The following is a 22,938-nucleotide window of genomic DNA, read 5'->3' as shown; positions in this document are numbered from 1 at the left end:
TATTGTTTTACTTTTTGTCGTAAAGGTCTAATTGTAAAGTTCTTTTGCAAAACTGCCTTCTACCTTATTCCCCAATAAAAGTTCTTCAATAGTAGCAGCAATATCTGTAAAAGATGTTCTGGTTCCCAAATCAACATTCTGCTTGATATTTTTACCATACACCATTATTGGAATGTACTCTCTTGTGTGATCAGTTCCAGGGTAAGTGGGATCACATCCGTGATCGGCAGTCAGAATTAAAATTTCACCGTCCTTTAAATTTGCCTGAATTTGAGGCAAATAGCGATCAAATTCTTCCAAAGCAGCTTTGTATCCTTCCGGATTTCTACGATGACCGAACATCATATCAAAATCGACCAGATTCGTGAAGATCAAACCTTTTGAATCTTCTTTCAAAGCGATCAGTGTTTTGTTGATTCCATCAACATTATCCTTATTGGTTCCGCGGGAGTCGGTAATTCCTTGTCCGGCGAAAATATCTTTTGTTTTACCAATACCGATAACATCCAATCCGCTTTCGCTCAGACGATCGAGAACTGTAGGAGCGGGTGGTGTAACAGAATAATCGTGACGATTTGCTGTTCTGGCAAAATTTCCTTCCCCGCTTCCCAGATACGGACGTGCAATTACACGGGCTACAGGTTCGTGTTCGGAGCAAATTTCCAAAGCAATCTCACAGGCCCGGTACAATTCGTCCAAAGGAATAATTTCTTCGTGAGCAGCAATCTGAAAAACAGGATCGGCAGAAGTATAAACAATCCAGTTACCAGTTTTCATTTGCTCTTCTCCGTATTCGTCAAGAATAGCAGTTCCAGATGCTGGCTTGTTAGCCATAACTTTTCTGCCGGTTCTTTCTTCAAACAATTGAATGGTTTTTTCTGAAAATCCATTCGCATAGGTAGGGAAAGCACGTTCCAGCTTAACTCCGGCAATCTCCCAGTGACCGGTTGTTGTATCTTTTCCCTTGGAAGCTTCGGCAGCCTTTCCGTAGGCTCCGTTTGTGTTGTTGCATGATGCAACACCGGCAATGTCGGTAAGGTTACCAAGACCTAGTTTCTGCATATTTGGTAAATTAATGCCATTACAGTGTTTGGCAATATTTCCAAATGTATTGGAGCCAACATCTCCAAATTCTTCAGCATCTGGTAAATAACCAACGCCAGCGCTATCCAGCACCACAATTGTAGCGCGTTCTATTTTAGGAATCATAAACTTGTGTTTAAAGTGTATAAAATATACTGATGAAGGGTTGTTTAGGTAGTGAGGCAAAGTTAGTAGAACAATTATAAATTAGCAATTAATAATTATAATAAATGTTCTTGATGGGATTATGAAGAAGTTAAAAAATATTTTGTGATGATCTTTTGTGCGGGGATCTTATTAGTATTGTAACTTGATGAGTTTCCCTTAACTCAAGAATAAAAGAATCCCCCAAACAAATAAATGTCCGGGGGATGAGATATATAGGTTTAATTTAGACTTAATTGTATAAGTTTTCTCTTTGCTCTTTAATTTTCTCGCTGGAAATATAATCATCGTAATCCATTAATTTATCAATGATTCCATTAGGAGTTAATTCAATAACACGAGTAGAAATTGTTTGAATAAATTCGTGGTCATGAGACGACATCAACACGGTACCACCAAAGTTGATCAATGAATTATTGAATGATTGAATCGATTCCAGATCCAGGTGATTGGTTGGAGTATCCAAAACCAACAGGTTGGCATTTTTCAACATCATTCTGGAAACCATACAACGAACTTTTTCACCTCCCGAAAGAACATTTGCTTTTTTGTAAATATCCTCACCAGAGAAAAGCATTTTGCCAAGATATCCCCGCAGATAAACTTCGCTGGTATCGCTTGAATATTGAGCTAACCAATCGATTAAGGTAATTGGTTCCTGAAAGAATTCATTATTGTCAAGAGGTAAATATGCTGGTGTAATCGTAACTCCCCATTCATAATTACCACTGTCTGCTTTTTCTATTCCGTTAATAATATCGAAAAGAGCAGACATTGCGCGAGGGTCTTTGGAAAGGAAAACTACTTTTTCACCTTTTTCGATTGTAAATTCAACATCTTTAAACAAAACTTCTCCATCTAAGCTTTTGCTTAGGCCTGAGCAAGAGAAAATTTTATCTCCGGCCTCACGTTCCTGCTGAAAAATAATACCAGGATAGCGGCGGGTAGAGGCTTGAATATCCGAAATATCCAATTTTTCGATCATCTTTTTTCGGGAAGTTGTTTGCTTCGATTTGGCTACATTGGCACTGAATCGGGCAATAAATTCCTGAAGTTCTTTCTTTTTTTCTTCGGCCTTTTTATTCTGATTTGCCTGCTGACGGGCAGCTAACTGACTGGATTCGTACCAGAAGGTGTAGTTACCAGAGAACATTTTCACTTTTCCAAAATCGATATCAACAATATCGGTACATACCGAATCTAAAAAGTGACGGTCATGCGATACCACAATAACTGTATTTTCGAAGTTGGCCAGATAATTTTCCAACCACATTACTGTTTCAAGGTCAAGGTCATTGGTAGGCTCATCGAGAAGCAGGTTGTCCGGGTTACCAAAAAGTGCCTGTGCCAATAATACACGAACTTTTTCCTTACCACTCAGTTCTTTCATTAGCTTGTAATGAAGAGCTTCTTTAATGCCCAAACCGCTTAATAATTCTGCGGCTCCGCTTTCAGCATTCCAACCATCCATTTCGGCGAATTGTTCTTCCAGTTCCGATGCTTTAATTCCATCAGCTTCCGAAAAATCAGGTTTTGCGTAAATGTCATTTTTTTCCTGCAATACAGCCCACAATTCTGAGTGACCCATAATTACAGTATCCAGAACTGTAAATTCATCAAATTCAAAGTGATTCTGCTTTAAAACCGCCATTCTTTCACCAGGTTCCATCGATATTGATCCTGTTGTAGAATCCAACTCACCAGAAATGATTTTTATTAGGGTAGACTTACCGGCACCATTTGCACCAATAACTCCGTAGCAGTTTCCAGGAGTGAATTTTATATTAACATCCTGAAAAAGAGGTTTTTTACCAAATTGAATAGATAAATTTGAAACTGAAATCATACACTTATTTCCTTTAATTATTAAGGCTGCAAAATTAGTGATTTTTATTTTAGATCTAATCCGATTGTATGATTAACTTTTAAGTAATTTTTAAAGAAGGGAAACCTGGGCAAAAAAACAGGATTAATTTGCATTTGCGTTTGAAGAAAGAATGGTTGAAATTTCATTTGTATTTTCGGCAGCAGGAATTGTAATCCGGAAGGTTGTTCCCAAATTTAAAGTGCTCTCAACCCGTATTTCTCCTTTGTTTTGTTCAATAAATTGCTTACAAAGGAGTAAACCTAATCCATTTCCTTTTTCGCCATTGGTTCCGTTATAAGATTGAGAATGGTCTATTTCAAAAAGATGCGCAATTTGATCTTCAGAAATTCCTATTCCGCTATCTTTTATCCACAATTCAACGAAGTTATCACTTTGATTTAGGCCGATCGCAATAACTCCTCCTGACTTCGTGAATTTTAGTGAGTTGTTAATTAGGTTACGAATTACTGTATCCAGCATTTGGCGATCGGCAAAAACCATAACAGTTTCTTCAAGTAGTAATTGTAGATGGATGTTTTTTTGTTTTGCTACACTCGAATAGGTTCGAAGATTATTTTCTAAAAGTGGTTTAAGAGATAGAATAGCTGGTTTGTAGGGCAGTTTACCTGATTGATTTAAAGACCAGGATAGAAGATTGTCGGTTAGACTCAATACATTACTTATGGATTCTTCCATGTCGTGGCAGCTTTCCTCGAGTAATTGATATTTTCTTTGCTGAATAAAAATTTTGATCAACTGAGCAATATTATATACAGATGCTAAAGGAGAGCGCAGATCGTGCGAAATGATCTGAAACAACCTGTTTTTGGTTTTGTTGGAATCTGATAAAGCCACGTTTTTTTGGTCTAAAAGAGTTTTATGCCATTGAATCCTCTCATTTTGCAATTGAAGTAATCGATGCGTTTTTTTATTTATATAATACGAGCGGACAATAAAAATAGCGTAGCCAATCAGTAAAATCAACAATACTATTAAACTGTTTCGTTGCCACATTCTACTTTTGTTTACTTTTTCCAATAAAGTAATTTGCGTTTCTTTTTTCTCCGATTCATATTTTTCCTGAATCTCTGCAATCTGTTTCAGATTTTTAAGGTTGAAAATACTGTCTTTTAGCAATTCATAATTTAATATATAGTGTATTGCACTATCTGCTTGGTGTAATTGTGCGAAAATTGCGAAAAGCTCCCGGTTGCAATCTTTCTGATATTCAATGTTTTTTGTCTCAACCGCAAGTGTAAGTGCTTTTTTACGGTATATTAAAGCCTTGGTATATAACTCTTGCTGATAATAAACGTGAGCTAGACTATTAATGGTAGATATTATTAGATTTTTATTTCCTATTTCTTTCTTTAACAGCAAGCTTTGATTTAAATATTCCAAGGCCATTGAATCTTGCTCCATTTCCATAAAACAAGATCCGATGTTGTGATAGGTTTGGGCAAGTTGGTACTTGTTGGGTTTCTCTTTTAAAATTTCAAGATTTTTATTGTAGTAGGAGAGAGCTTCTTGAAATTTATTCTGGATAGATAATATATTGGCAATATTAGTGTTTGAAAAATAAAGAGTAGAAGTTATGTTGTTTTCAAAACTGATTTTAGCAGATTCATTATAGTATTTAAGGGCATTTTTATAATCTTTAATATTCTTATAGACAAGACCTAAATTATTGTAAATACTTGTGAGTATTTTTAAATTATTACTTTTTTTGAAATAAGTAAGGCTTTTAAAATAATCTTTTAAAGCTAAATCATATTTTCCAATATTGTTATAAATATTAGCCCTATTAAGTAAAGCTTTATTTATCCTAATAGAATCAATTCCTAGTTCATAATTTTGCAATGCTTGATTATAAAATTTAAGAGTTTCTGAATAGTTATCATCTTTTTTGTTTATAAGACCAATTCTAATTAATGCATCACCAGCTCCTGAATAATTATTCACAGATTTTGCTAATTCAAGATTATTATTAGAATAATAAAGAACAGCCTCGGGGAAATTCCTGTAGTTTTTTCCTGTCCAATCATTTAAAAACTCAATTTTGGAATTGATATTTTGAATGGAATCCAATGTTTGTTCTACAAAATCTACTTTTTGCCCAAATGACAAAAGGAAAGAAGGAATACAAAATAAAATTAGAATTAGTTTTCGCATAGGAATAACTGGGCTTTTATTGCAGAATCTAAGTTATAAAAAAAGAATGAGATATTAGTTCGAATTTAGGAAAGCCATTTTTTAAAATTAAGAGCGTTAGCATCAGTTCTGTTGTCTTCAAGGGCATTGCCTTATTGAAAAAATGGACACTAATTATCAATTAGTGTCCAGTGTAAATTTGATTCATGTGATTAATTTATTCCTAAGGATTATCTACTTCTGCATCATCATAATCAACATCGGTTCTGTTTTCTTCAACAGGACCAGCACCATAAACATTGTTCAACTCTTCAACTGCTAATTTTTCTTCTTCTAATAATTTTTCTTCAAATAAATTCATAATGTTTCAATTTTAATTTAACAATTGCTAAATATATATATATAAGTAGTTCTTTACAAAATCGGAATGCCTTATTTTGTATCTAAATAAGAAAACAAGTAATTGTAAATAAAATGGACATTGGTTTTGCCAATGTCCGTAATCAATTTGAGTCAAAGAATAAATCAATTACTATAAAACATCAATTTGAGCATCATCATAATTCACATCTGTACCGTTGTCTGCAACAGGATTTCCTACTGAAGAATCCCCGGATAAAGCTTGCTTAACCATCATATTCACTTTCTTGATTTCATCTGAAGGTCCTTGTTTTAGCGGAACTGCGAATTCAACAATATCGGTTTCTAACGAACCGTTTGTGGTTACTGTAGCTGTTACTGACCATACTTTTTTTCCGTCTATCTCTATAAGTCCTTGTTCTATAGAACTAAGTGCATAGTCTTTTGGTAAAGAAACTACGGAATTAATAGTATAAACTCCGGTTGATGCTGATTTTGTAAGGTTTACGAAGGGTTTAAATAGTTTCATAAGTAAATGTTTGTTTGTGATTATTAATTAACAAAGTCTAATATTAGTTTAAAGTAAGCATTTACGAGCATTAAGAAAAAATGTTAGTATTCAATTAAATTTAATTCAATATTTTCTGAATAGCTTCCAATTCCCTTGCTTCAAAATGTAAATTTGCAACAGAATTTATGTTTTGGTCGAGTTGATTCACCGAACTTGCGCCAACCAAAACCGAAGTAATTCGTTTATCTTTTAGCAGCCAGGCAATTGCCATTTGAGCTAAACTTTGTCCTCGTTTTTCGGCAATTGCATTCAGAGCCTTTACTTTATCTATTACTTTTTCAGTAATCTGCTCTTTTTGCAAAAAACCATGCGATTTAGCGGCTCTCGAGCCTTCAGGAATTCCTTTCAAATATTTATTGGTCAACATTCCTTGTGCCAATGGAGAGAAGGCGATGCCACCAATTCCATCTTCTTCCAAAACATCTAACAAGCCATTTTCAACCCAACGCTCGAACATCGAATATTTTGGCTGGTGAATAAGGCAGGGAGTTCCCAGTTCCCGTAATATTCTTGAGGCTTCGCGTGTTTTATCGGCACTGTAATTTGAAATGCCGGCATACAATGCCTTACCCTGACGGACAACATGATCCAGTGCCATCATGGTTTCCTCTATGGGTGTATTGGGATCGGGACGATGAGAATAGAAGATATCGACATAATCGAGTCCCATTCTTTTCAAGCTTTGATCGAGACTTGAAACCAAATATTTTCGTGATCCCCAATCACCATATGGCCCGGACCACATTTTATATCCTGCTTTAGTCGAAATAATCATTTCGTCACGATATAGCTTTAAATCTTCTTTCAGAATTTTTCCAAAATTTTCTTCGGCAGAACCTGGAGGTGGTCCATAATTGTTGGCCAAATCAAAATGGGTAATTCCCCGGTCAAAGGCATGAAAAATAATCTTTCTGAACTCGTTACAGACATCTACATGTCCGAAATTATGCCACAATCCCAAAGAAATTGCAGGCAGTAATAAACCACTTTGCCCACATCTTCGGTAGGGCATATCATCATATCTGTTTTCAGATGCTTTGTACATAGTTATTTAAATTTTATACGAAAAGTGAAGATAGTAAGAAATGTTTAAACATGTTCGAATGTGAGCGAATCAGAATCGAATATTTCAATGAGAACAAGCAAAAACAAAAAAAACCACAGAAATTTCTGTGGTTTAAAATATAGTATAGGTATTTTATAAAGTCTTTTTCAAGGAGAAAAAGAACTCAATCCCCTTTTCTTTTCGTTTTTTAACAAATATTCTCCCTTTGTGATAGGCAACCGCATTTTTCACGATCGATAAACCTAAACCCGTACCACCCATTTTTCTTGACCGGCCATGATCTCCGCGGTAAAACCGTTCAAAAATACGTGGCAGATGCTCTTCTTTTATTCCAATTCCATTATCGGTAACCGAGAAGTAATGGTAATTTGTATCTTCGAAATAATGTGTGAGTTTAATTTTACATCCTTCTCCGGCGTATTTTATCGAGTTGTCTATTAAATTTCTGAAAATAGAATCCAACAATTCCGAATTCCCTTTTACTTTAAGATCCGAAGGGAAGTTCAGTTCAATTTCCATTTTTGTTTCTGCCAGTTTTAATTCAAAATCGGTGAGCATCTCCTGAACCATTTCTTTTACGTTCACCTCTTCAATGGCAAACAATTCATTGGCTTCTTCAATTTTTGTGAGAAAAGAAATATCCTGAATTAAATTCGATAAACGATTAATCTGCAGACAGGAACGTTCAATAAATTGTACTTTTTTGTCTTCATCCATAGTTGGATTATCCTTAATGGTTTCCAAAAATCCGGAAACGGCAGTTACAGGAGTTTTTAGCTCGTGCGCTATGTTCAAAGTCATTTCCTGTTTAATGGTTTTCTCGTTTTCCATTTTGGTGATGTCGTTTACCGAGATTTCGAAATTACCGTCGGTAAAAACAACTACTTGGAAAAGAAACACTTTATGTCCGATTGTAATGGTTTTTTTCGTACTGATTATATCAACGTTCGGAATGTAGTTTGTTCCCAGTTTTTTGATGTTTGTATCGATAAAATCAGTGATTTCTTTTAATTCCGGAAGCTCGAACAGTTCCTGATAGTTATGACTTGAAATGTGAGCCAAATAATTGATGTAATCGATAAAATGACTGTTCCAGAGAATCAGGTTCTTTTTTTTATCAAATATGGCAACGCCTTCCTGTGCAATCTGAAGGTGCATAATCAACTTTTCTTTCTCCAGACTAAGAGCCTCGGTTGTTTTTGTTAGTTTGCGGTAGATTTTTACAATTTGGTGACTAATTTCACCCAATTCTGTTTTTCCAAAATCCTCATTTGGATCAATTTCTCTGTTATGGGCGGCATTAATGGCAAATTTTCGAAGTTTTGAAATCGAATTTCCAAAATGCTCTGTAGCGTAAATCAGAAAAATTACAGTAACACCAAACAAACCAAACAGAAAATAGAAAAATAGAGTGTTGGCCTTTAAAAAGCTGAGTACACTTTCGTTGATTGGAAGAGCAGTACGAACAAAGTATTCGTAATAGTTTTTGGAATAGTAGTAATAGGATTGTCCGGTAGAACCAGATAAGCGGATGTTACTTCCTTTTTGGGAATGCAATGATTTCTGTACTTCAGGGCGGTTGATGTGGTTATCCAGTCTTTCAATGTTTTCCACATACGAGTCGTAAACGACCTTACCTTTTGCGGTGATAACCGATATTCTTATGTCTTTATCAGGCATTAAGGCACGCAATGTGTCAACTTCCGAAAAATTAAGAGTTTTATTCAGCCCTTTTTTTTGAATTAGCTCATGTACCTGTTGTGTATAAATATTAAGAGCATATTCCAGTTTCTCTCTTCGATACAAACGTTCCTGACTGTATTGAAATCCTCCAATTAACACAGAGAATATCAAAACAATAAGAAAGAAGAAGAAGAACAATCTCTTTTTGTATTTTGAACCGGATTTTTGAATGAGTTTTTGCATGAAATTATAGATTAGGGTCATCAATTTGTTCTAGGTTCAAAATAGTAACCATAGCCAGATTTTGTTTTAATGAATTTATGATATTCACCAATTTTTTTTCTTATTCGTCTTACATTAACATCCACTGTTCTGTCGCCAATCGAGCTGTCATTCGCCCAGATAATACTCATTATTTCGTCTCTGGAATATATTCTTCCCGTATGACTGATGAGCAATCGAAGTATTTCGTACTCGGTTTTTGTTAAACCGATGTCTTTTCCATCGATACACACTTTTTTCGATTCCGATATCATTTTCAAATCTTCGAATTCGAAAACAGCATCTTCTTTTGAATCAGAAAAAACGCGTTTGCAAATTACATTAATTCTTGCAATAATTTCTTTTACCGAGAAAGGTTTGGATACATAATCATCTGCTCCTGCATTAAAACCAATAAGTTTATCTGCCTCGCTTGTTTTCGCTGTAATAAAAAGTATTGGTTTTTCTGCCAGATCAGGATTTCTTCGAATTATTTTTGCCAAATCGAGCCCTGAAATTTCACCCATCATAATGTCTAAAAGGAAGAAATCGTACGTTTGAAGCTCCAATTTCAAGGCTTGTTCTGCAGAATAGGCAACATCTACATCAAATCCTTCCTGTTTAAGGTTGAACTGGAGGATTTCGCATAAATCCTCTTCGTCATCAACTACTAATATTTTTAAATCCTTCATGGTTTTTAATTAAAAAAGTTGAGTTTCAAGTTTTATACCAATTTAATTTCAAAACAGACTTTAATAAAAATGAATTAATTTTTAGCTGTATCGAGGCAAAAAAGTAAAGCATAGCCATGTTACGATGCATCTTTTTTAACGAAGATATAGCTGAAAAGAAACATTTTATAAGGCATGTTTTGATGTTAATTTGGTAATAGTAGTTCGCCAACTTTTATCGTTTTTTATTGATCCTCTTCAGGCAATTCCATATGGCGCAAATCAATGCCTTGCTGGTAATAAATTGCTGCTTCAGCAATATTTGTTGCATTGTCTGCTATTCGTTCGATATTACCTAATATGCTGTTGAAATTTAGCAGATTGAATATTTCGGTGGGATCACTGCTTTTGGGTGAATTTTTTCGAATCATTCGCTTCAAAATTTTCGATTGCATTTCGTCAACGATCTCATCATTTTTAATGGTCCAGATAGCATATTCGCGATCCCCGTCCTCAAAGGATATTAATGCTTTTTTAACCATTTCGGCGCTTATCGACAGCATGTTTAAAACCGAATCTTTATGATTCTCATGAATTGTTGGCGGCTCCATTTTATGAAAAAAGCGCATGATGTTATTCAGCTGATCACCAATTCTTTCAATATGGCCAATCATTCTAAAGTAAGAGATTAAAAGGCGCAAATCGCTTGCCATAGGATGCTGCAAACCAATTGTTTCAATAATGTTGTCACTCATTTTTATTTCGAACTGATCAATTTTATTTTCGTTTTTTTTAAACGTGTCTATCAGTCCTTTTTCTATTTGATCCAAGCCATGATTGACCACCTCTTCTAAAATATCAAACTGTTGAAAAAGCAGTGTTTGCATTTTAGCGAAATCATTATCAAGCTTATCGAATTTTTTATCTTTTTTAATTGACATAGTATGCGAATTTGTGTTGTTAGTATAAGAATTCCTGTTTTGCTGAAAAATCAACCAAATTTTCCGGTTAGGTATTCTTCGGTTCGCTTGTCTTTAGGCATGGTAAACATTTGTTTGGTTTTACCATACTCAACCAATTCTCCCAAATACATAAACATGGAATAGTCGGATATTCTTGCAGCCTGCGACATGTTGTGCGTAACCAATACAATGGTAAAATCCTTCTTCAGTTTTACCAGCAAATCTTCAATTTTTGCTGTTGCAATCGGATCCAATGCAGATGTGGGTTCATCCAATAGGATAATTTCAGGAGTGTAGGCAAGTGCCCGCGCTATACAAAGGCGTTGCTGCTGTCCTCCCGATAAAAAAGTTCCCTTGTTGTGAAGAGAATCTTTTACCTCGCTCCACAAACCTACTTCACGTAAAGATTTTTCAACAATTGCGTCTTTTTCTGAGCGCTTCAGTTTAATTCCGTTTAAAAGATAACCTGCAATTACATTGTCGTAAATACTCATAGTCGGGAAAGGGTTTGGACGTTGAAAAACCATTCCAATCTTTCTTCTCAGTAAAATAGGATTCATCTTATAAATATCTTCTTTGCCAAGATAAACAGAACCTTTGTTGTGCGTATCAGGATACAATTCGTGCATTCGGTTAATGGCTCTAAGCAATGTGCTTTTACCACAACCCGAAGGTCCCATAATTGCTGTAATTTTATTTTTTGCAATTCCCGCAGAAACTTCATTAATCGAATACTTGTCTCCACCGTAGGAAACGGAAAGTTTATCGATGTTTAAAATAGGAGATTCTATTTTTTCAATTGGGTTTTGCATCATGTTGTTGACTTTATAAGGTTGTGCTTTTACTTCAGCTTCTACTTCTTTTTTTTCTAATACTGTACTTTCCATCTTTTTGCGATTGCTTTAGCGGTAAGATTTAAACATAAAATCAAAATTAACAGGAACAAAGAGGCGCTCCAAATCATATCTACAAGGTTTGGATCGTTGTAAAACTCCCAAACCAATAGGGGAATAGCACTTGATGGTTCTGTAATATCTGTGCTGATTGCAGCACTTCCCAGAGCTGTCAGCATTAATGGAGCCGTTTCTCCCGCAATTCTTGATATACCAAGAATTACGCCCGTAAGAATTCCGCTGATACCTGATGGAAGCACGACTCTTAGCATGGTTTTGTGATAGGGAACGCCTAAAGAAAGAGCGGCTTCCTTTAAGGTTTCGGGTATCATTTTTAAAGTTTCCTCTGTTGAGCGTACAATGGAGGGCAACATCATGATAGAAAGGGCAACACTACCAGCCAGGCCTGAAAAACCGCCGGTAATTGGTTTTACAATCCAGATGTACCCAATTACTCCAAGCACAATAGATGGAACTCCTTGTAACATATCTACTATAAAACGAACCACTCCGGCAAATTTGCCTTTCGAATTTTCGGCCAGATACATGCCGCAAATAATTCCTACAGGAATAGCAATCAATGAAGCCATTCCAACTATAATTAATGTGCCGACTATTCCGTTGGCTATACCGCCGGGAATAATTTCATTGTTTTTAACAGCAACCATTGCCTCCATGGTATCTGGTGCAACTTTATAAAAGAAGCTGATGTTAATTTGCCTGTATCCCTTTTTTATCAACTCGAAAAGTATAAGAAAAAGAGGGACACTTGAGAGGAATGCCAAAAGTATAATTGCGTAGGTAAATAGCTTATCCTTAAGCAACCGCCTGTTTAGCTTAGCATTCGATATTTGAGCAGATGTATTCATTCTATATATCTTATTCCGGCTAAGCCGATAATTTTTTCATGATTAATTTGCCGATGTAGTTTACAATACCTGTGATTACAAATAAGAGCAATCCTATTTCTACCAATGAGGTGTATTTTAAACCATCGGCTTCGCCAAATTGATTGGCGATTAAACTTGCCATAGTGTTTCCTAAATCGAAAATTCCAGTTGGAATTTTGTTGGAGTTACCAATCAGCATGGTTACTGCCATTGTTTCTCCAATTGCTCTTCCTAATGCAAGAATATATCCTGCAAATATTCCTGATCCTGCATTGGGAATGATAACCGTTTTTACAACTTCAAACCGGGTAGCACCAAGAGAATATGCTGCTTCTTTTAAACTGCCGGGAACCATTGAGATCACTTCCGATCCGAGAGAGGATGCGTAAGGTATGATCATGATTGCAAGAACTATGGATGATGTGAAAATACCAAATCCCTGAGCGTTTAGTCCCAAGTCGGTAATTATGGGTCGTAAAGCATAAAATCCCCATAAACCGTATACAACGGATGGGATACCTGCCAACAGATCGATCACAGATCGTAAAAAAGATGGTAATTTACCATTCTTGAAATATTCGCCTAAAAACAGTGAAATGGAAAAGGCGAATGGAAATGTTATTAATAATGCCAGAATTGAAGTGACCAGCGTTCCAATAATAAAGGGGAGAGCACCATAGGATTCTCTTCCTTGGGTTGGATTCCAGTCTGTTGAATAAATAAAACCAAAACCAAATTCTTTAAATGAGGGGATTGATCCAATAAATAAGGTAGTTACAATTCCTATAGCAATCAGTACTATCAAAACACCACTACCAATTAAAAGATATCGAAATATTTTTTCGCTGTTCATAAGCTTTGAACGGTTCCTGTTAAATGAAGAACTTGCTTCCGGTTAAGTTTGGAGAACTTTTTTATTGTATGAATACAAATAAACTGGAAGCAAGTTCAATATTGAAATTAATCAGTTTGTTATTTTAAAGACTTGCCATTGTAGGTAACAGTACTCAAAACAGCTTTTGCTTTCGCAACCGCAGTTTCAGGAAGTGGTGCATAATGAACTTTTGTAGTTTCTTTTTGCGCATCAGCACTAATTGCCCAATCAATCAATTTTATGGTTTGAACAGCCTGATCAAGACTTCTGTTCTTGTAATTCTGCTCTTTGTAGATGATCAACCAGGTAAAACTTGAGATAGGATATCCATCAACAGCATCGGTGTTTGTTAAACTAACACGTGTATCGGCCGGCATTTCACCTTTTGCCGAAGCACTTACCGATTCAACAGAAGGCTTAATAAAGTTACCTGCTAAATTTTGAATGCTTGCTACAGGAATGTCTTGAGCAAATGCATATTCCGATCCGATATAACCAATTGCACCAACAGTTTGGCTGATAGTTCCGGCAACTCCTGGATTTCCTTTTGCACCTATTCCAACAGGCCATTGCAATGCTTTTCCTGTACCAATTTTTTCTTTCCAATCAGCACTAACTTTGCTCATGTAATCGCTGAAAATGAAAGTTGTTCCACTTCCATCAGAACGATAAACTACAGTAATGGCTAAATCGGGTAAGTTAATACCAGGATTTACAGCTGCAATTTTAGCATCCTTCCAGTTTGTAATTTTACCCATGAAAATACCTTCCATTAGTTCAGGAGTGAATTTCAGTTCTGGTTTTTCAGGAAGGTTGTATGCTGCAACAACAGCACCTAAACAGGTTGGAATATGAAGAACTTCACCCGGCATTTCAGCTAATTTAGCATCGTTTAGAAATGCATCACTTGCACCAAAATCAACAATTTCATCTTTCAGACTGCGAATTCCTCCGCCTGATCCGATTCCTCCATAAGTAACCAGCAAACCTTTTTCTGATGAGTAGTTTTTGAAAATTTTGTTGTAAAATGGTTGTGGAAAAGTTGCACCGGCACCGGTAATGGTTTCCGCTTTCTCAGCAGTTTTTGCTTTTTCTTTTCCTGAGCCTCCACAACTAGCCATAAGGGCAACAGCAATAACAGCGGTTAGAAGCAGTTGAAATTTTTTCATCTTTTTAAGATTTTAGTTTAGAACTATTGTTCTTGTATTTATTAAATTATTTATATTTCACTCTTAACAACAGAAGAGAAGCAAACTCCTCATCTTTTGGTACTACAATGTTATGAAGCTAACATTACAGGAATGTTACAAGAATGTTAAATAAATGTTACTTCTTTTAATTTGCATGTTTACAGGTATTTGCAGGGTGTTTTTTTGTTTCAGAAAAGAGTATTGTTTGATTACCCCAAACTCCTAAAGGGGATTAAATAATTACACGAGAAGTTTTTTTGTGAGGGTGGAAATGAAGTAACGAATACTGAACTTTATGCATTGTGGTAAAGTCTCCTTTAGGGGATATTAGGGGTTAATTGTTGCAATACAGATTAGTATGCAAAATTATATCAATTTTAAATTCACATTTTAAATGAAAAATAAATTAAATAGTAAAGTTGATGTGCGGCAGGCTGCTGAATTAATCCGGAATTCGGGATCGATGATTGCATTTACCGGAGCCGGTATTTCTGTAGAGAGTGGAATTCCACCTTTTCGCGGACCGGAAGGCTTATGGAGCCGATACGATCCGCAATGTCTGGATTTGGATTTCTTTCATTCCCACCCCAAAGAATCGTGGACAGCCATTAAAGCAATTTTTTATGATTTTTTTGGAAAGGCAGAATTCAATCAGGCTCACAGAGTATTAGCCGATTTTGAGACAAAGGGACTGCTAAAGGCTCTTGTAACTCAGAATATCGATAATTTACATCAGATGGCAGGATCTAAAAATGTGCTTGAATTTCATGGGAATTCGCAAAAAATGATTTGTCCTGTCTGTGATCGATTGTACTTACCCAATGAAGTCGATTTGAATAAATTGCCTCCCCGGTGTATTCATGATGGTGAAGTTTTAAAACCCGATTTTGTGTTTTTCGGGGAAGGCATACCTGAAAATGCTTATCGTAAATCGCTTTTAGCAGCAAGAATGACCGATCTGGTATTGATTATTGGAACCACAGGTGAGGTAATGCCGGCTGCCATGATTCCCAATGAAGCAAAGCGGGCAGGAGCTGTAATTATCGAAATAAATACCGAACCATCCAATTATACCCATCGTATTACGGATATTTTTCTTCAAGGAAAAGCTAGTGAGATACTAGGGGAGTTGGAGAAGGTGATTTTCCCAAAAAAATAGATTAATTCATATAATTGAGAAATGAGGTATGAGGCGATTTTTTAGCGGTTTTTTTTTTCATCACAATGGAATGTTATGTTGATATCATATATAAGTAAGCAGTTTTTACTTTGATCCTATTACATTTGGCAAGCTGGCATAGAAGAAAAGAGGATGACATATAATATTTCATGAAGGAGTTTTTTTCTTTAATTTTATTTAAAGAGGGACTATTATATGATTAAAAGATTATATGTTTATATTTGAATGAAATTAAATAGCACTAATGAGGTTTGCCGAATTTAAGGAATTGGATAAAACGGATGGAGAAATGAATGTTGAACTTCCTACTGTAAAGAGAATGTTTGATGCATTTCTTAATAATACCGATAAATTGATTGTTAGAGGGTATGATCCTTTTGGTATACAATCTAAGCATACCATAGTAATAGAGCATAAATGTAAAGAGACCAACAATACATATACAATTAAGATATTACATCATAATGGTTCAATTCTTAATCGTAAGAAATATTGGAAGTATGTTATATTTCTACAGAATAAAGTGAAAGAAGAAGAGGGCGTTTTTGGGGATAAGGAAATGGAAATTATTAATAAGAAACTAAATAAATTAACATCTGATTTTAGGATTAATCTTAGTGATTTTCTAAGTTATTGTGATTATCAGAAAATTATTTTGCATCATAGTTTAAAGATCTAATAAAAGTCCTTTATGAAAGCAAAAGATATAGAGAGTCAAATATTAAAGATTTACGGTGATCGCGTTTTGGTGGAGGAGATTACAGGGAAAAAGTATATTATTGATCTACCTATGTTTTTGGATACTGGAGATACAGTTACAGTATTTTTAGAGCATGTAGAAAAGCGTAGATATTGTTTGTCTAATAATCTATATTTATCCCTAGAAGTTAGCTTGGAACGTAATGATCTTTTAAATTCTTACCTATTAAAAGAAGATAGATTTAAGGCAATTAAGGATAAGTTTTTACGAGAAAATTATATAATGGTAAGTGAATTTTTAGAAAAGAATTTTGCTTATCAAAGTCATGAACAATTAACAGATATAATTTTTCAATATGCCCATTTTGTGAAGGTGTACTACAATCACATATATCATTTTATAACATCTCATCAACGAGAGGGAGATAAGAGAAACGCATTTGCTAGGGCTGTTGCAAAGTTTATTGATACATACTACGGGAATACTACAAAGAAGATAGAAAAGGTTGAAAGGGAAGATTTTATTTCTTCGTCTAATTATTATAAAACTAAAGATTTAGCATACATTTCGACAGCTAACAGTAAAGCAAGGATTGGTGAGGCAATAATGGATTTTGAAACACTTAAAAGGGCTGGAGATATGAAAACAGGGATGATTCTTCTTGAAGTTACATCTAGCAATAATTTAAGTCAGGTATATGTTGATAAAGTAGCCTCTAAATTGAAAGATTTTGGAATAGATTATATGATTTTTAATAACCGAGATAATTATAAATCTGATCCTTACAAACAACTAAAATCTTACATAGGATAAATGGAACAAGTTATTAGCAATATTAGTGGGTTTGAAAAGGAAGTCTTGAACTTTATTCTCAAATATAATAATGGACAGGCTGATAGTATTTTTTATGATGTTTTTAGAGATTTAATCAAGAAGTTTTTCCCAAATCAAAGAATAGAATTATACAAAGGCAATGTAGTTTTTAAGGTTCCTGAAACTAAATGGGAGAAGCCCGTTCGTAAATTATTAGGAGATTCCATTAATACTAAAATTCATACAAAAAATGTAAAAAGGACTAATGACCGTTTGTTGGAATTGATGCAGCTTATTATTGGTTTACAAGAAAACAACTATATCAAGTTCATCCCAAATGGGCACATTCAGGAATCTTACCAGATAGGTTGTGAAGGATTAAATGTTCTCACAAAAAATATTCCTTTCGAGTGTGAAAAGATTATTCAATTATTAAGTTGTAAATATATAGTTCTACCATCTTTAAAATCAAGTGCTAAAAATAATTTTGTATCGGTCGAATCTAAAAATCTTAAAATTACACAGATTGCTTTATTATTTACAATTGCAGTATCTCTAATTCCACTTACTCCAAATGGAGATTATTTTGTTAATGCTAAAGATGTTAGGGTTCGCCAGAACCCTATATCTACTGATGACAATACAAATACAGTCACCTTTCTTAGTTTTGGTGAGAAAATAGACATTGTTAAGAATGGTGAAAATAATTTTAATCTTATTGAGTATTCGGTTGGTGATGATAAAAAATTTGGATGGATTCATAAGCAATATATAGAATCACCACCTTTGTTTGGTAAGATTCTTTGTAATCATAGATATACTGGAATGATGTATATTATTCTTGCTCTTGGATTCCTTGCCTTAATGATATATAAAATATTTTAGAGTTGTAGATTGTAAACTGTTGATTTAGTTATTTCTATATCTAATAGGTGATGTAGTTTTGACTGTGAATAAATTAATAATAATGTCTACTGCACTCAAATAACGCACACGCAAAATATTTTTCAGAGATCTATCATCTCGAGGATTACTGCTTTAAGCATTACAGAAATTTTTCTGCTAAGAATAGCCAGTGAGATAAAGCTGGAATTAGAAGACTTGATTCAGCGGAATTAATAAGTTACCCATTTGATTAGTTGAGTTTTGTAAGTGATGAATTAAGATTAAAAATTGGTTGAAAAGCACCTGCGCCAGTTTCAAAATCCAAATTCATAAAGTAAAATAGGGGAAAATATTTTATATTTGTTTTCGATTTTTGAATACAAGTGTGATTAATCACAGTTTAAGTTGTTGGAAATCTTAGTTTTAAAAACCGGATAATCCGGTTGTTGTATTGAAAGTAAAAAATCAAAATAGAATTTCATGAAGTTATTAGAAGGAAAAACAGCGATTATTACCGGTGCATCCCGTGGTATTGGTAAAGCAGTTGCAATCGAATTTGCAAAGCAAGGTGCTAATGTTGCTTTTACTGATTTGTTCTACAATGAGCAGGCAATCGAAACTGAAAAAGAAATTGCTTCTTACGGCGTAAAAGCCAAAGGATATGCATCGGATGCAAGTAATTTTGCTGATACCGACAGAGTAGTTAATGAAATTGTAGCAGAATTTGGTGCAATTGATATCTTGGTTAACAACGCTGGTATCACAAAAGATACTTTGTTAATGCGTATGACCGAAGAGCAGTGGGATATGGTGATTAACGTGAACTTGAAATCGGTATTCAACTTTACCAAAGCAGCTCAAAAAACCATGTTGAAGCAACGCAGCGGTTCTATCATCAACATGAGTTCTGTTGTAGGTGTTAGCGGAAATGCGGGTCAGGCAAATTATTCTGCTTCTAAAGCAGGAATTATTGGCTTTACAAAATCAGTAGCTAAAGAATTGGGTTCCCGTGGAATTCGTTCCAATGCAATTGCTCCGGGTTTTATCATTACAGAAATGACAGGAAAACTTCCTGAAGATGTTGTGAAAGAATGGGCTGGTAAAATTCCTTTGAAAAGAGGAGGTACTCCTGAAGAAATTGCAAAAACATGTGTTTATTTAGGTTCCGATCTTTCTTCATACGTAACCGGACAAACCATTCACGTTTGTGGTGGAATGAACATGTAATACCATTTTGAATAATTAGTGAGCCGTGGCGAGCGAAAAAAACTCGGTCTAATGCCGATGGAATAAATAGGAAGCTATATTGAGCATGGCGAAATGTAGCCCACTAATTTATCCAATCGGTATAAGAAATTGCAAAATCATATTTCAAAGCCATCCTTCGGGGTGGCTTTTTTGTTTTCTATCCCTGTAAAGGAGAGACAAAAGTAAAATCAGGCTTGTGCCGGTTGCCCACCAAACTTTTTTTTGATGGTCTGGCTTGCGCCGGATGCTCTTCAAACTTTTTTTTGATGGTCTGGCTTGCGCCGGATGCTCTCCAAACTATTTTTTGATGGTCTGGCTTGCGCCGGATGCTCTCCAAACTATTTTTTGATGGTCTGGCTTGCGCCGGATGCTCTTCAAACTATTTTTTGATGGTCTGGCTTGCGTCAGATGCTCTTCAAACTTTTTTTTGATGGTCTGGCTTGCGCCGGATGCTCTTCAAACTATTTTTTGATGGTCTGGCTTGCGTCAGATGCTCTCCAAACTATTTTTTGATGGTCTGGCTTGCGCCGGATGCTCTTCAAACTATTTTTTGATGGTCTGGTTTGCGCCGGATACTCTCCAAACAGATTTTTGACAGCGGAATGGAGCTGCTTTTCCTTGCCTTATCCCGAAAGGGAACAGGATAAAATACAATTCACTACAATGATTCTACAGTTGAATTCATTTTATTTTTCATTCCAATAACTATTTCGGAATATTGTATCGTAGAAAAATTACAAAAGACATACAAACAACAACTAATACTTACGATATGAAAAAGTACATTCAGTTTTTACTGGTAATGGCAGCCGTAATGCTGCTTCCGGCTTACAATGGTTTTGCAGTTAAGCCCGATAAAGAAATAACGATTAGCTGGAATTCGAACTGGAATCGTGAAAATCTTAAGATTTCAAGCAACGGAGATATCGAATTCAATGATTCTTATACAGATATCACTTCGATATCGGATGGCGGATATCTGAAAATCAGCATGGTGAGTTTCGGCATGAAACGAAAGTTATACGTAAGTTCGGACAACGGACGTGTTGCTTACCGATACTTTGAAGGAAATAAGGAGGTGAATTTTGAACCCAAAGGCCGGGAATGGATGAAAAAGGTATTGCCAGATGTAATTCGTAATTCGGGATTGGATCTGGAGAACCGTGTTAATAAGATTTATGAGAAGAAAGGCATCACGGGCTTTTTATCGGAATTGGAGAAAACCGATAGTGACTATTTTAGTTCAAGAATGGTTGAATATCTTTTGAAGAATAATAAATTGAAGAAGTCGGAACTGCAAAGTTTGCTGAGGGAGTTTCCTTACCGGATTGATTCTGATTATGAGTTGTCTCAGATTTTTAAAAAGTACAATCCGGTATTTTTGGAAGACGCAGAAGTCTCGGCTGATTTTTTTCAAAGTCTGGCAGAATTATCTTCAAACTACGAATTATCGCAGGTGTTGTCATCTGTTTACAAACTGAATGATTTAACCAACGAAAACTTCACCTTTTTTATTGGTGCTTTTGATGACATTTCATCGGATTACGAAAAATCCAATTTAATGAAACTGGCTTTGCATGATGACAGGCTGACCAATGAACAATTAACTATTTTGCTAAAGGAAGTGGAAGACCTTTCATCGGACTACGAAAAATCTCAGATTATTAAGTCGTTGCTGAATGCAGACGGACTCTCAACAAAGAACCTGAATGAAATAATTGAACTAACCCACAGCTTATCTTCCGATTATGAAAGGACACAAATTATTGGCACAATGATCAAGAGAGGTTTGCTGAATACCTCTAATCTGGATGAATTTAATGAATTGATTGAAGAGATATCATCTGAATATTCCTATACACAAATATTAAATGAGTTGATTGGTTATGAGGCCTTAGGCACCGGGCGTTTTAACTACTTGATAAAAGCATCCGATAATATTTCTTCATCTTATGAATTAAGCAGGTTTTACAATTCGTTGTTAAATCAGGAGGAATTGTCTGTAGAACAGCAACTGGAACTTATTTTTAAATCTGAGAATATTTCTTCCAATTACGAATTGGCTCAATTCCTGACCAGAGCAAGTCAAAAAATGGATTTAAGCAATGAGAAAATTTATGATGCTCTTATTAATGCGACTCAGGAAATAAGTTCTGAATATGAATATGGGAAAGTTATGAAAGCGATTTATTCTCATCGGAAAGACAGATAAGCCGTTTGTTGCAACTCAATAAGATGATCAACAGTTTATGAATTGTTTTCGGCATGTAATTATACAATTAGAACGAAATTGATGCCGTAAAAGTTTGATTTCAGACTGCTTGACTTATCTTTAGCAGGTATTAAACTAAATAGAATTAAAATCGCATACGCACCAATGAATAAATACTTACGTTTTTTTATCATCAGTCCTGTTCTTGGAATTTTGTGCTATATGCTGGCTTTTTATGGTCATGCAGGCGAATTGCCTGGTGCCGAATTTAAATTCAACGGCTATGTGCCCAGTGCTGTATTTGGTTTGTGGGCCGGCTTTTCGGCATTGGGAATCGGGCAGTATTTAAACAGGAACTTTAACTGGCGTCAAAAACATGCACTTCGTTTTTTAATTCAATGTGTTTTGCTGTATGTGGTAGGTTTGGCACTGGTGGCAATTTATTCCGAAATGTTTTTAATATCGCTGCGCACCGAACTAACTTATACCCAGTTTTGGTTGATGTATAAAGATGAATTCTTTAAATCGGTGATCATTCTTTTTATTCTGGTATTTGTTTATTCCCTTTTGGATTTTGTGGTGTATTCTTACAATCAGATGAAGGAAGAGGAGATTCGCTCGGCAGAGATGATCAACAATCAGCTTAATCTGCAGTTTGAAGCGCTAAAATCTCAATTGGATCCTCACTTTTTATTCAATTCCCTGAATACAATTTCTTCGCTGCTTTATAAGGATACCGAAAAGGCGGAACGCTTTATCCGCATGTTCGCCGAAAGCTATCGCTTCATATTTAAGCAGAACGATCAGGCATTAATTCCCTTGCAAAAGGAGTTGGATTTTGTGCAGGCCTACAATTATTTGCTTGAGGTTCGGTTTCAGGAAGCATACGAATTAAAGATCAACTTACCGGATGCTGTTTTAAAAAGCTATGTTCCCCCTTTAAGCGTGCAGATGCTGGTTGAGAATGCAATTAAACACAATCTGATATCGCAGACAACACCTCTGGCCGTGGAAATTGATTCGGAGAAGAATTATTTGTGCGTTCGAAACAATATCAATCCGTTGCGGGAGCAACCGGAATCATTTCAAATTGGCATTGAAAATATTCGAAAGAGATATTCCTATTTTACCAATGAGACGATTCTTCTGGATAAAAATGAACACTTTAAAGTCAGTTTACCACTGATTTCTCAATTGAAATAATTGAGATGCA

Annotated in this window: 20 protein-coding genes; 7 read left to right on the top strand and 13 right to left on the bottom strand. The window is 35.3% G+C overall.

Going from position 1 to position 22,938, the window contains the following annotated elements; genetic code table 11:
- Positions 1-27: 27 nt before the first annotated feature.
- From BZG01_RS01020 to pstS, 13 genes are all read right to left on the bottom strand, one after another.
- Positions 28-1,209 (bottom strand): phosphopentomutase, encoded by a 1,182-nt coding sequence (locus BZG01_RS01020; protein WP_101307961.1) that lies wholly within the window; start codon positions 1,207-1,209, stop codon positions 28-30.
- Between the two features lie 271 nt (positions 1,210-1,480).
- Positions 1,481-3,094, bottom strand: coding sequence for an ABC-F family ATP-binding cassette domain-containing protein (locus BZG01_RS01015; RefSeq protein ID WP_101307960.1), 1,614 nt, complete (start codon positions 3,092-3,094; stop codon positions 1,481-1,483).
- Between the two features lie 123 nt (positions 3,095-3,217).
- Positions 3,218-5,287 carry a tetratricopeptide repeat-containing sensor histidine kinase gene (locus tag BZG01_RS01010; protein ID WP_101307959.1) on the bottom strand — a complete coding sequence of 690 codons (2,070 nt, stop codon included), beginning with the start codon at positions 5,285-5,287 and terminating at the stop codon, positions 3,218-3,220.
- Positions 5,288-5,489: 202 nt separating this feature from the next.
- Positions 5,490-5,627, bottom strand: coding sequence for a hypothetical protein (locus tag BZG01_RS21475; protein ID WP_180327158.1), 138 nt, complete (start codon positions 5,625-5,627; stop codon positions 5,490-5,492).
- Positions 5,628-5,798: 171 nt separating this feature from the next.
- Positions 5,799-6,155: a hypothetical protein gene (locus BZG01_RS01005; RefSeq protein ID WP_101307958.1), complete on the bottom strand. Its 357-nt coding sequence runs from the start codon at positions 6,153-6,155 to the stop codon at positions 5,799-5,801.
- Positions 6,156-6,255: 100 nt separating this feature from the next.
- Complete coding sequence (gene mgrA, locus BZG01_RS01000) at positions 6,256-7,242, bottom strand: L-glyceraldehyde 3-phosphate reductase (RefSeq protein WP_101307957.1); 987 nt, start codon at positions 7,240-7,242, stop codon at positions 6,256-6,258.
- Between the two features lie 153 nt (positions 7,243-7,395).
- A complete protein-coding gene (gene phoR, locus BZG01_RS00995; RefSeq protein ID WP_160463452.1) occupies positions 7,396-9,189 on the bottom strand; it encodes a sensor histidine kinase in 1,794 nt (597 codons plus the stop codon).
- 20 nt (positions 9,190-9,209) lie between these two features.
- A complete protein-coding gene (phoB, locus tag BZG01_RS00990; protein WP_101307955.1) occupies positions 9,210-9,899 on the bottom strand; it encodes a two-component system response regulator PhoB in 690 nt (229 codons plus the stop codon).
- Between the two features lie 224 nt (positions 9,900-10,123).
- A complete protein-coding gene (gene phoU, locus BZG01_RS00985) occupies positions 10,124-10,819 on the bottom strand; it encodes a phosphate signaling complex protein PhoU (protein WP_101307954.1) in 696 nt (231 codons plus the stop codon).
- Between the two features lie 50 nt (positions 10,820-10,869).
- On the bottom strand, positions 10,870-11,727 hold the full coding sequence (gene pstB, locus BZG01_RS00980) for a phosphate ABC transporter ATP-binding protein PstB (protein ID WP_245870228.1): 858 nt from the start codon (positions 11,725-11,727) through the stop codon (positions 10,870-10,872).
- Complete coding sequence (gene pstA / locus BZG01_RS00975) at positions 11,709-12,602, bottom strand: phosphate ABC transporter permease PstA (RefSeq protein WP_101307953.1); 894 nt, start codon at positions 12,600-12,602, stop codon at positions 11,709-11,711. Before pstA ends, pstB begins: the two co-directional genes overlap by 19 nt.
- Positions 12,603-12,621: 19 nt before the next feature.
- Positions 12,622-13,476: a phosphate ABC transporter permease subunit PstC gene (pstC, locus tag BZG01_RS00970; RefSeq protein ID WP_101307952.1), complete on the bottom strand. Its 855-nt coding sequence runs from the start codon at positions 13,474-13,476 to the stop codon at positions 12,622-12,624.
- 119 nt (positions 13,477-13,595) lie between these two features.
- On the bottom strand, positions 13,596-14,666 hold the full coding sequence (gene pstS / locus BZG01_RS00965) for a phosphate ABC transporter substrate-binding protein PstS (protein WP_101307951.1): 1,071 nt from the start codon (positions 14,664-14,666) through the stop codon (positions 13,596-13,598).
- A gap of 415 nt (positions 14,667-15,081) precedes the next feature.
- Here pstS and BZG01_RS00960 point away from each other — a divergent pair, with 415 nt between their 5' ends.
- The 7 genes from BZG01_RS00960 to BZG01_RS00930 all read left to right on the top strand — a co-directional run bounded on the left by BZG01_RS00960 (position 15,082) and on the right by BZG01_RS00930 (position 22,928).
- Entirely contained in the window at positions 15,082-15,846 is a 765-nt protein-coding gene (locus BZG01_RS00960) for an SIR2 family NAD-dependent protein deacylase (protein WP_101307950.1), read from the top strand.
- A 265-nt stretch (positions 15,847-16,111) separates the two neighbouring features.
- Positions 16,112-16,546, top strand: coding sequence for a hypothetical protein (locus BZG01_RS00955; protein ID WP_101307949.1), 435 nt, complete (start codon positions 16,112-16,114; stop codon positions 16,544-16,546).
- Positions 16,547-16,558: 12 nt separating this feature from the next.
- Positions 16,559-17,380 carry a hypothetical protein gene (locus BZG01_RS00950; protein WP_101307948.1) on the top strand — a complete coding sequence of 274 codons (822 nt, stop codon included), beginning with the start codon at positions 16,559-16,561 and terminating at the stop codon, positions 17,378-17,380.
- Complete coding sequence (locus BZG01_RS00945) at positions 17,381-18,265, top strand: hypothetical protein (protein ID WP_101307947.1); 885 nt, start codon at positions 17,381-17,383, stop codon at positions 18,263-18,265. It begins immediately after the preceding gene.
- Positions 18,266-18,745: 480 nt separating this feature from the next.
- Positions 18,746-19,492: a 3-oxoacyl-[acyl-carrier-protein] reductase gene (fabG, locus tag BZG01_RS00940; RefSeq protein WP_101307946.1), complete on the top strand. Its 747-nt coding sequence runs from the start codon at positions 18,746-18,748 to the stop codon at positions 19,490-19,492.
- A gap of 793 nt (positions 19,493-20,285) precedes the next feature.
- Positions 20,286-21,725 (top strand): hypothetical protein, encoded by a 1,440-nt coding sequence (locus BZG01_RS00935; RefSeq protein WP_101307945.1) that lies wholly within the window; start codon positions 20,286-20,288, stop codon positions 21,723-21,725.
- A 165-nt stretch (positions 21,726-21,890) separates the two neighbouring features.
- The gene (locus BZG01_RS00930; RefSeq protein ID WP_101307944.1) at positions 21,891-22,928 is read left to right on the top strand and encodes a sensor histidine kinase; all 1,038 of its coding nucleotides are present in this window, start codon (positions 21,891-21,893) and stop codon (positions 22,926-22,928) included.
- The last annotated feature ends 10 nt before the right edge of the window (positions 22,929-22,938 follow it).

The sequence above is a fragment of the Labilibaculum manganireducens genome (genome assembly GCF_002843385.1).
Lineage (GTDB): Bacteria > Bacteroidota > Bacteroidia > Bacteroidales > Marinifilaceae > Labilibaculum > Labilibaculum manganireducens.
The sequence above is the reverse complement of the archived record's forward strand: the minus strand, read 5'-3'. Positions and strand labels throughout refer to the sequence as shown.

Excerpts from the sequence above, each read along its gene's own strand:
- BZG01_RS01015 (WP_101307960.1), bottom strand. The coding sequence starts at position 3,094 with ATGATTTCAGTTTCAAATTTATCTATTCAATTTGGTAAAAAACCTCTT.
- BZG01_RS01005 (WP_101307958.1), bottom strand. The coding sequence starts at position 6,155 with ATGAAACTATTTAAACCCTTCGTAAACCTTACAAAATCAGCATCAACC.
- phoR (WP_160463452.1), bottom strand. The coding sequence starts at position 9,189 with ATGCAAAAACTCATTCAAAAATCCGGTTCAAAATACAAAAAGAGATTG.
- BZG01_RS21475 (WP_180327158.1), bottom strand. The coding sequence starts at position 5,627 with ATGAATTTATTTGAAGAAAAATTATTAGAAGAAGAAAAATTAGCAGTT.
- BZG01_RS00950 (WP_101307948.1), top strand. The coding sequence starts at position 16,559 with ATGAAAGCAAAAGATATAGAGAGTCAAATATTAAAGATTTACGGTGAT.
- BZG01_RS00960 (WP_101307950.1), top strand. The coding sequence starts at position 15,082 with ATGAAAAATAAATTAAATAGTAAAGTTGATGTGCGGCAGGCTGCTGAA.
- fabG (WP_101307946.1), top strand. The coding sequence starts at position 18,746 with ATGAAGTTATTAGAAGGAAAAACAGCGATTATTACCGGTGCATCCCGT.
- BZG01_RS01010 (WP_101307959.1), bottom strand. The coding sequence starts at position 5,287 with ATGCGAAAACTAATTCTAATTTTATTTTGTATTCCTTCTTTCCTTTTG.
- mgrA (WP_101307957.1), bottom strand. The coding sequence starts at position 7,242 with ATGTACAAAGCATCTGAAAACAGATATGATGATATGCCCTACCGAAGA.
- BZG01_RS00955 (WP_101307949.1), top strand. The coding sequence starts at position 16,112 with ATGAGGTTTGCCGAATTTAAGGAATTGGATAAAACGGATGGAGAAATG.
- pstS (WP_101307951.1), bottom strand. The coding sequence starts at position 14,666 with ATGAAAAAATTTCAACTGCTTCTAACCGCTGTTATTGCTGTTGCCCTT.
- BZG01_RS00945 (WP_101307947.1), top strand. The coding sequence starts at position 17,381 with ATGGAACAAGTTATTAGCAATATTAGTGGGTTTGAAAAGGAAGTCTTG.
- pstA (WP_101307953.1), bottom strand. The coding sequence starts at position 12,602 with ATGAATACATCTGCTCAAATATCGAATGCTAAGCTAAACAGGCGGTTG.
- pstC (WP_101307952.1), bottom strand. The coding sequence starts at position 13,476 with ATGAACAGCGAAAAAATATTTCGATATCTTTTAATTGGTAGTGGTGTT.
- BZG01_RS01020 (WP_101307961.1), bottom strand. The coding sequence starts at position 1,209 with ATGATTCCTAAAATAGAACGCGCTACAATTGTGGTGCTGGATAGCGCT.
- BZG01_RS00930 (WP_101307944.1), top strand. The coding sequence starts at position 21,891 with ATGAATAAATACTTACGTTTTTTTATCATCAGTCCTGTTCTTGGAATT.
- pstB (WP_245870228.1), bottom strand. The coding sequence starts at position 11,727 with ATGGAAAGTACAGTATTAGAAAAAAAAGAAGTAGAAGCTGAAGTAAAA.
- phoU (WP_101307954.1), bottom strand. The coding sequence starts at position 10,819 with ATGTCAATTAAAAAAGATAAAAAATTCGATAAGCTTGATAATGATTTC.
- BZG01_RS00935 (WP_101307945.1), top strand. The coding sequence starts at position 20,286 with ATGAAAAAGTACATTCAGTTTTTACTGGTAATGGCAGCCGTAATGCTG.
- phoB (WP_101307955.1), bottom strand. The coding sequence starts at position 9,899 with ATGAAGGATTTAAAAATATTAGTAGTTGATGACGAAGAGGATTTATGC.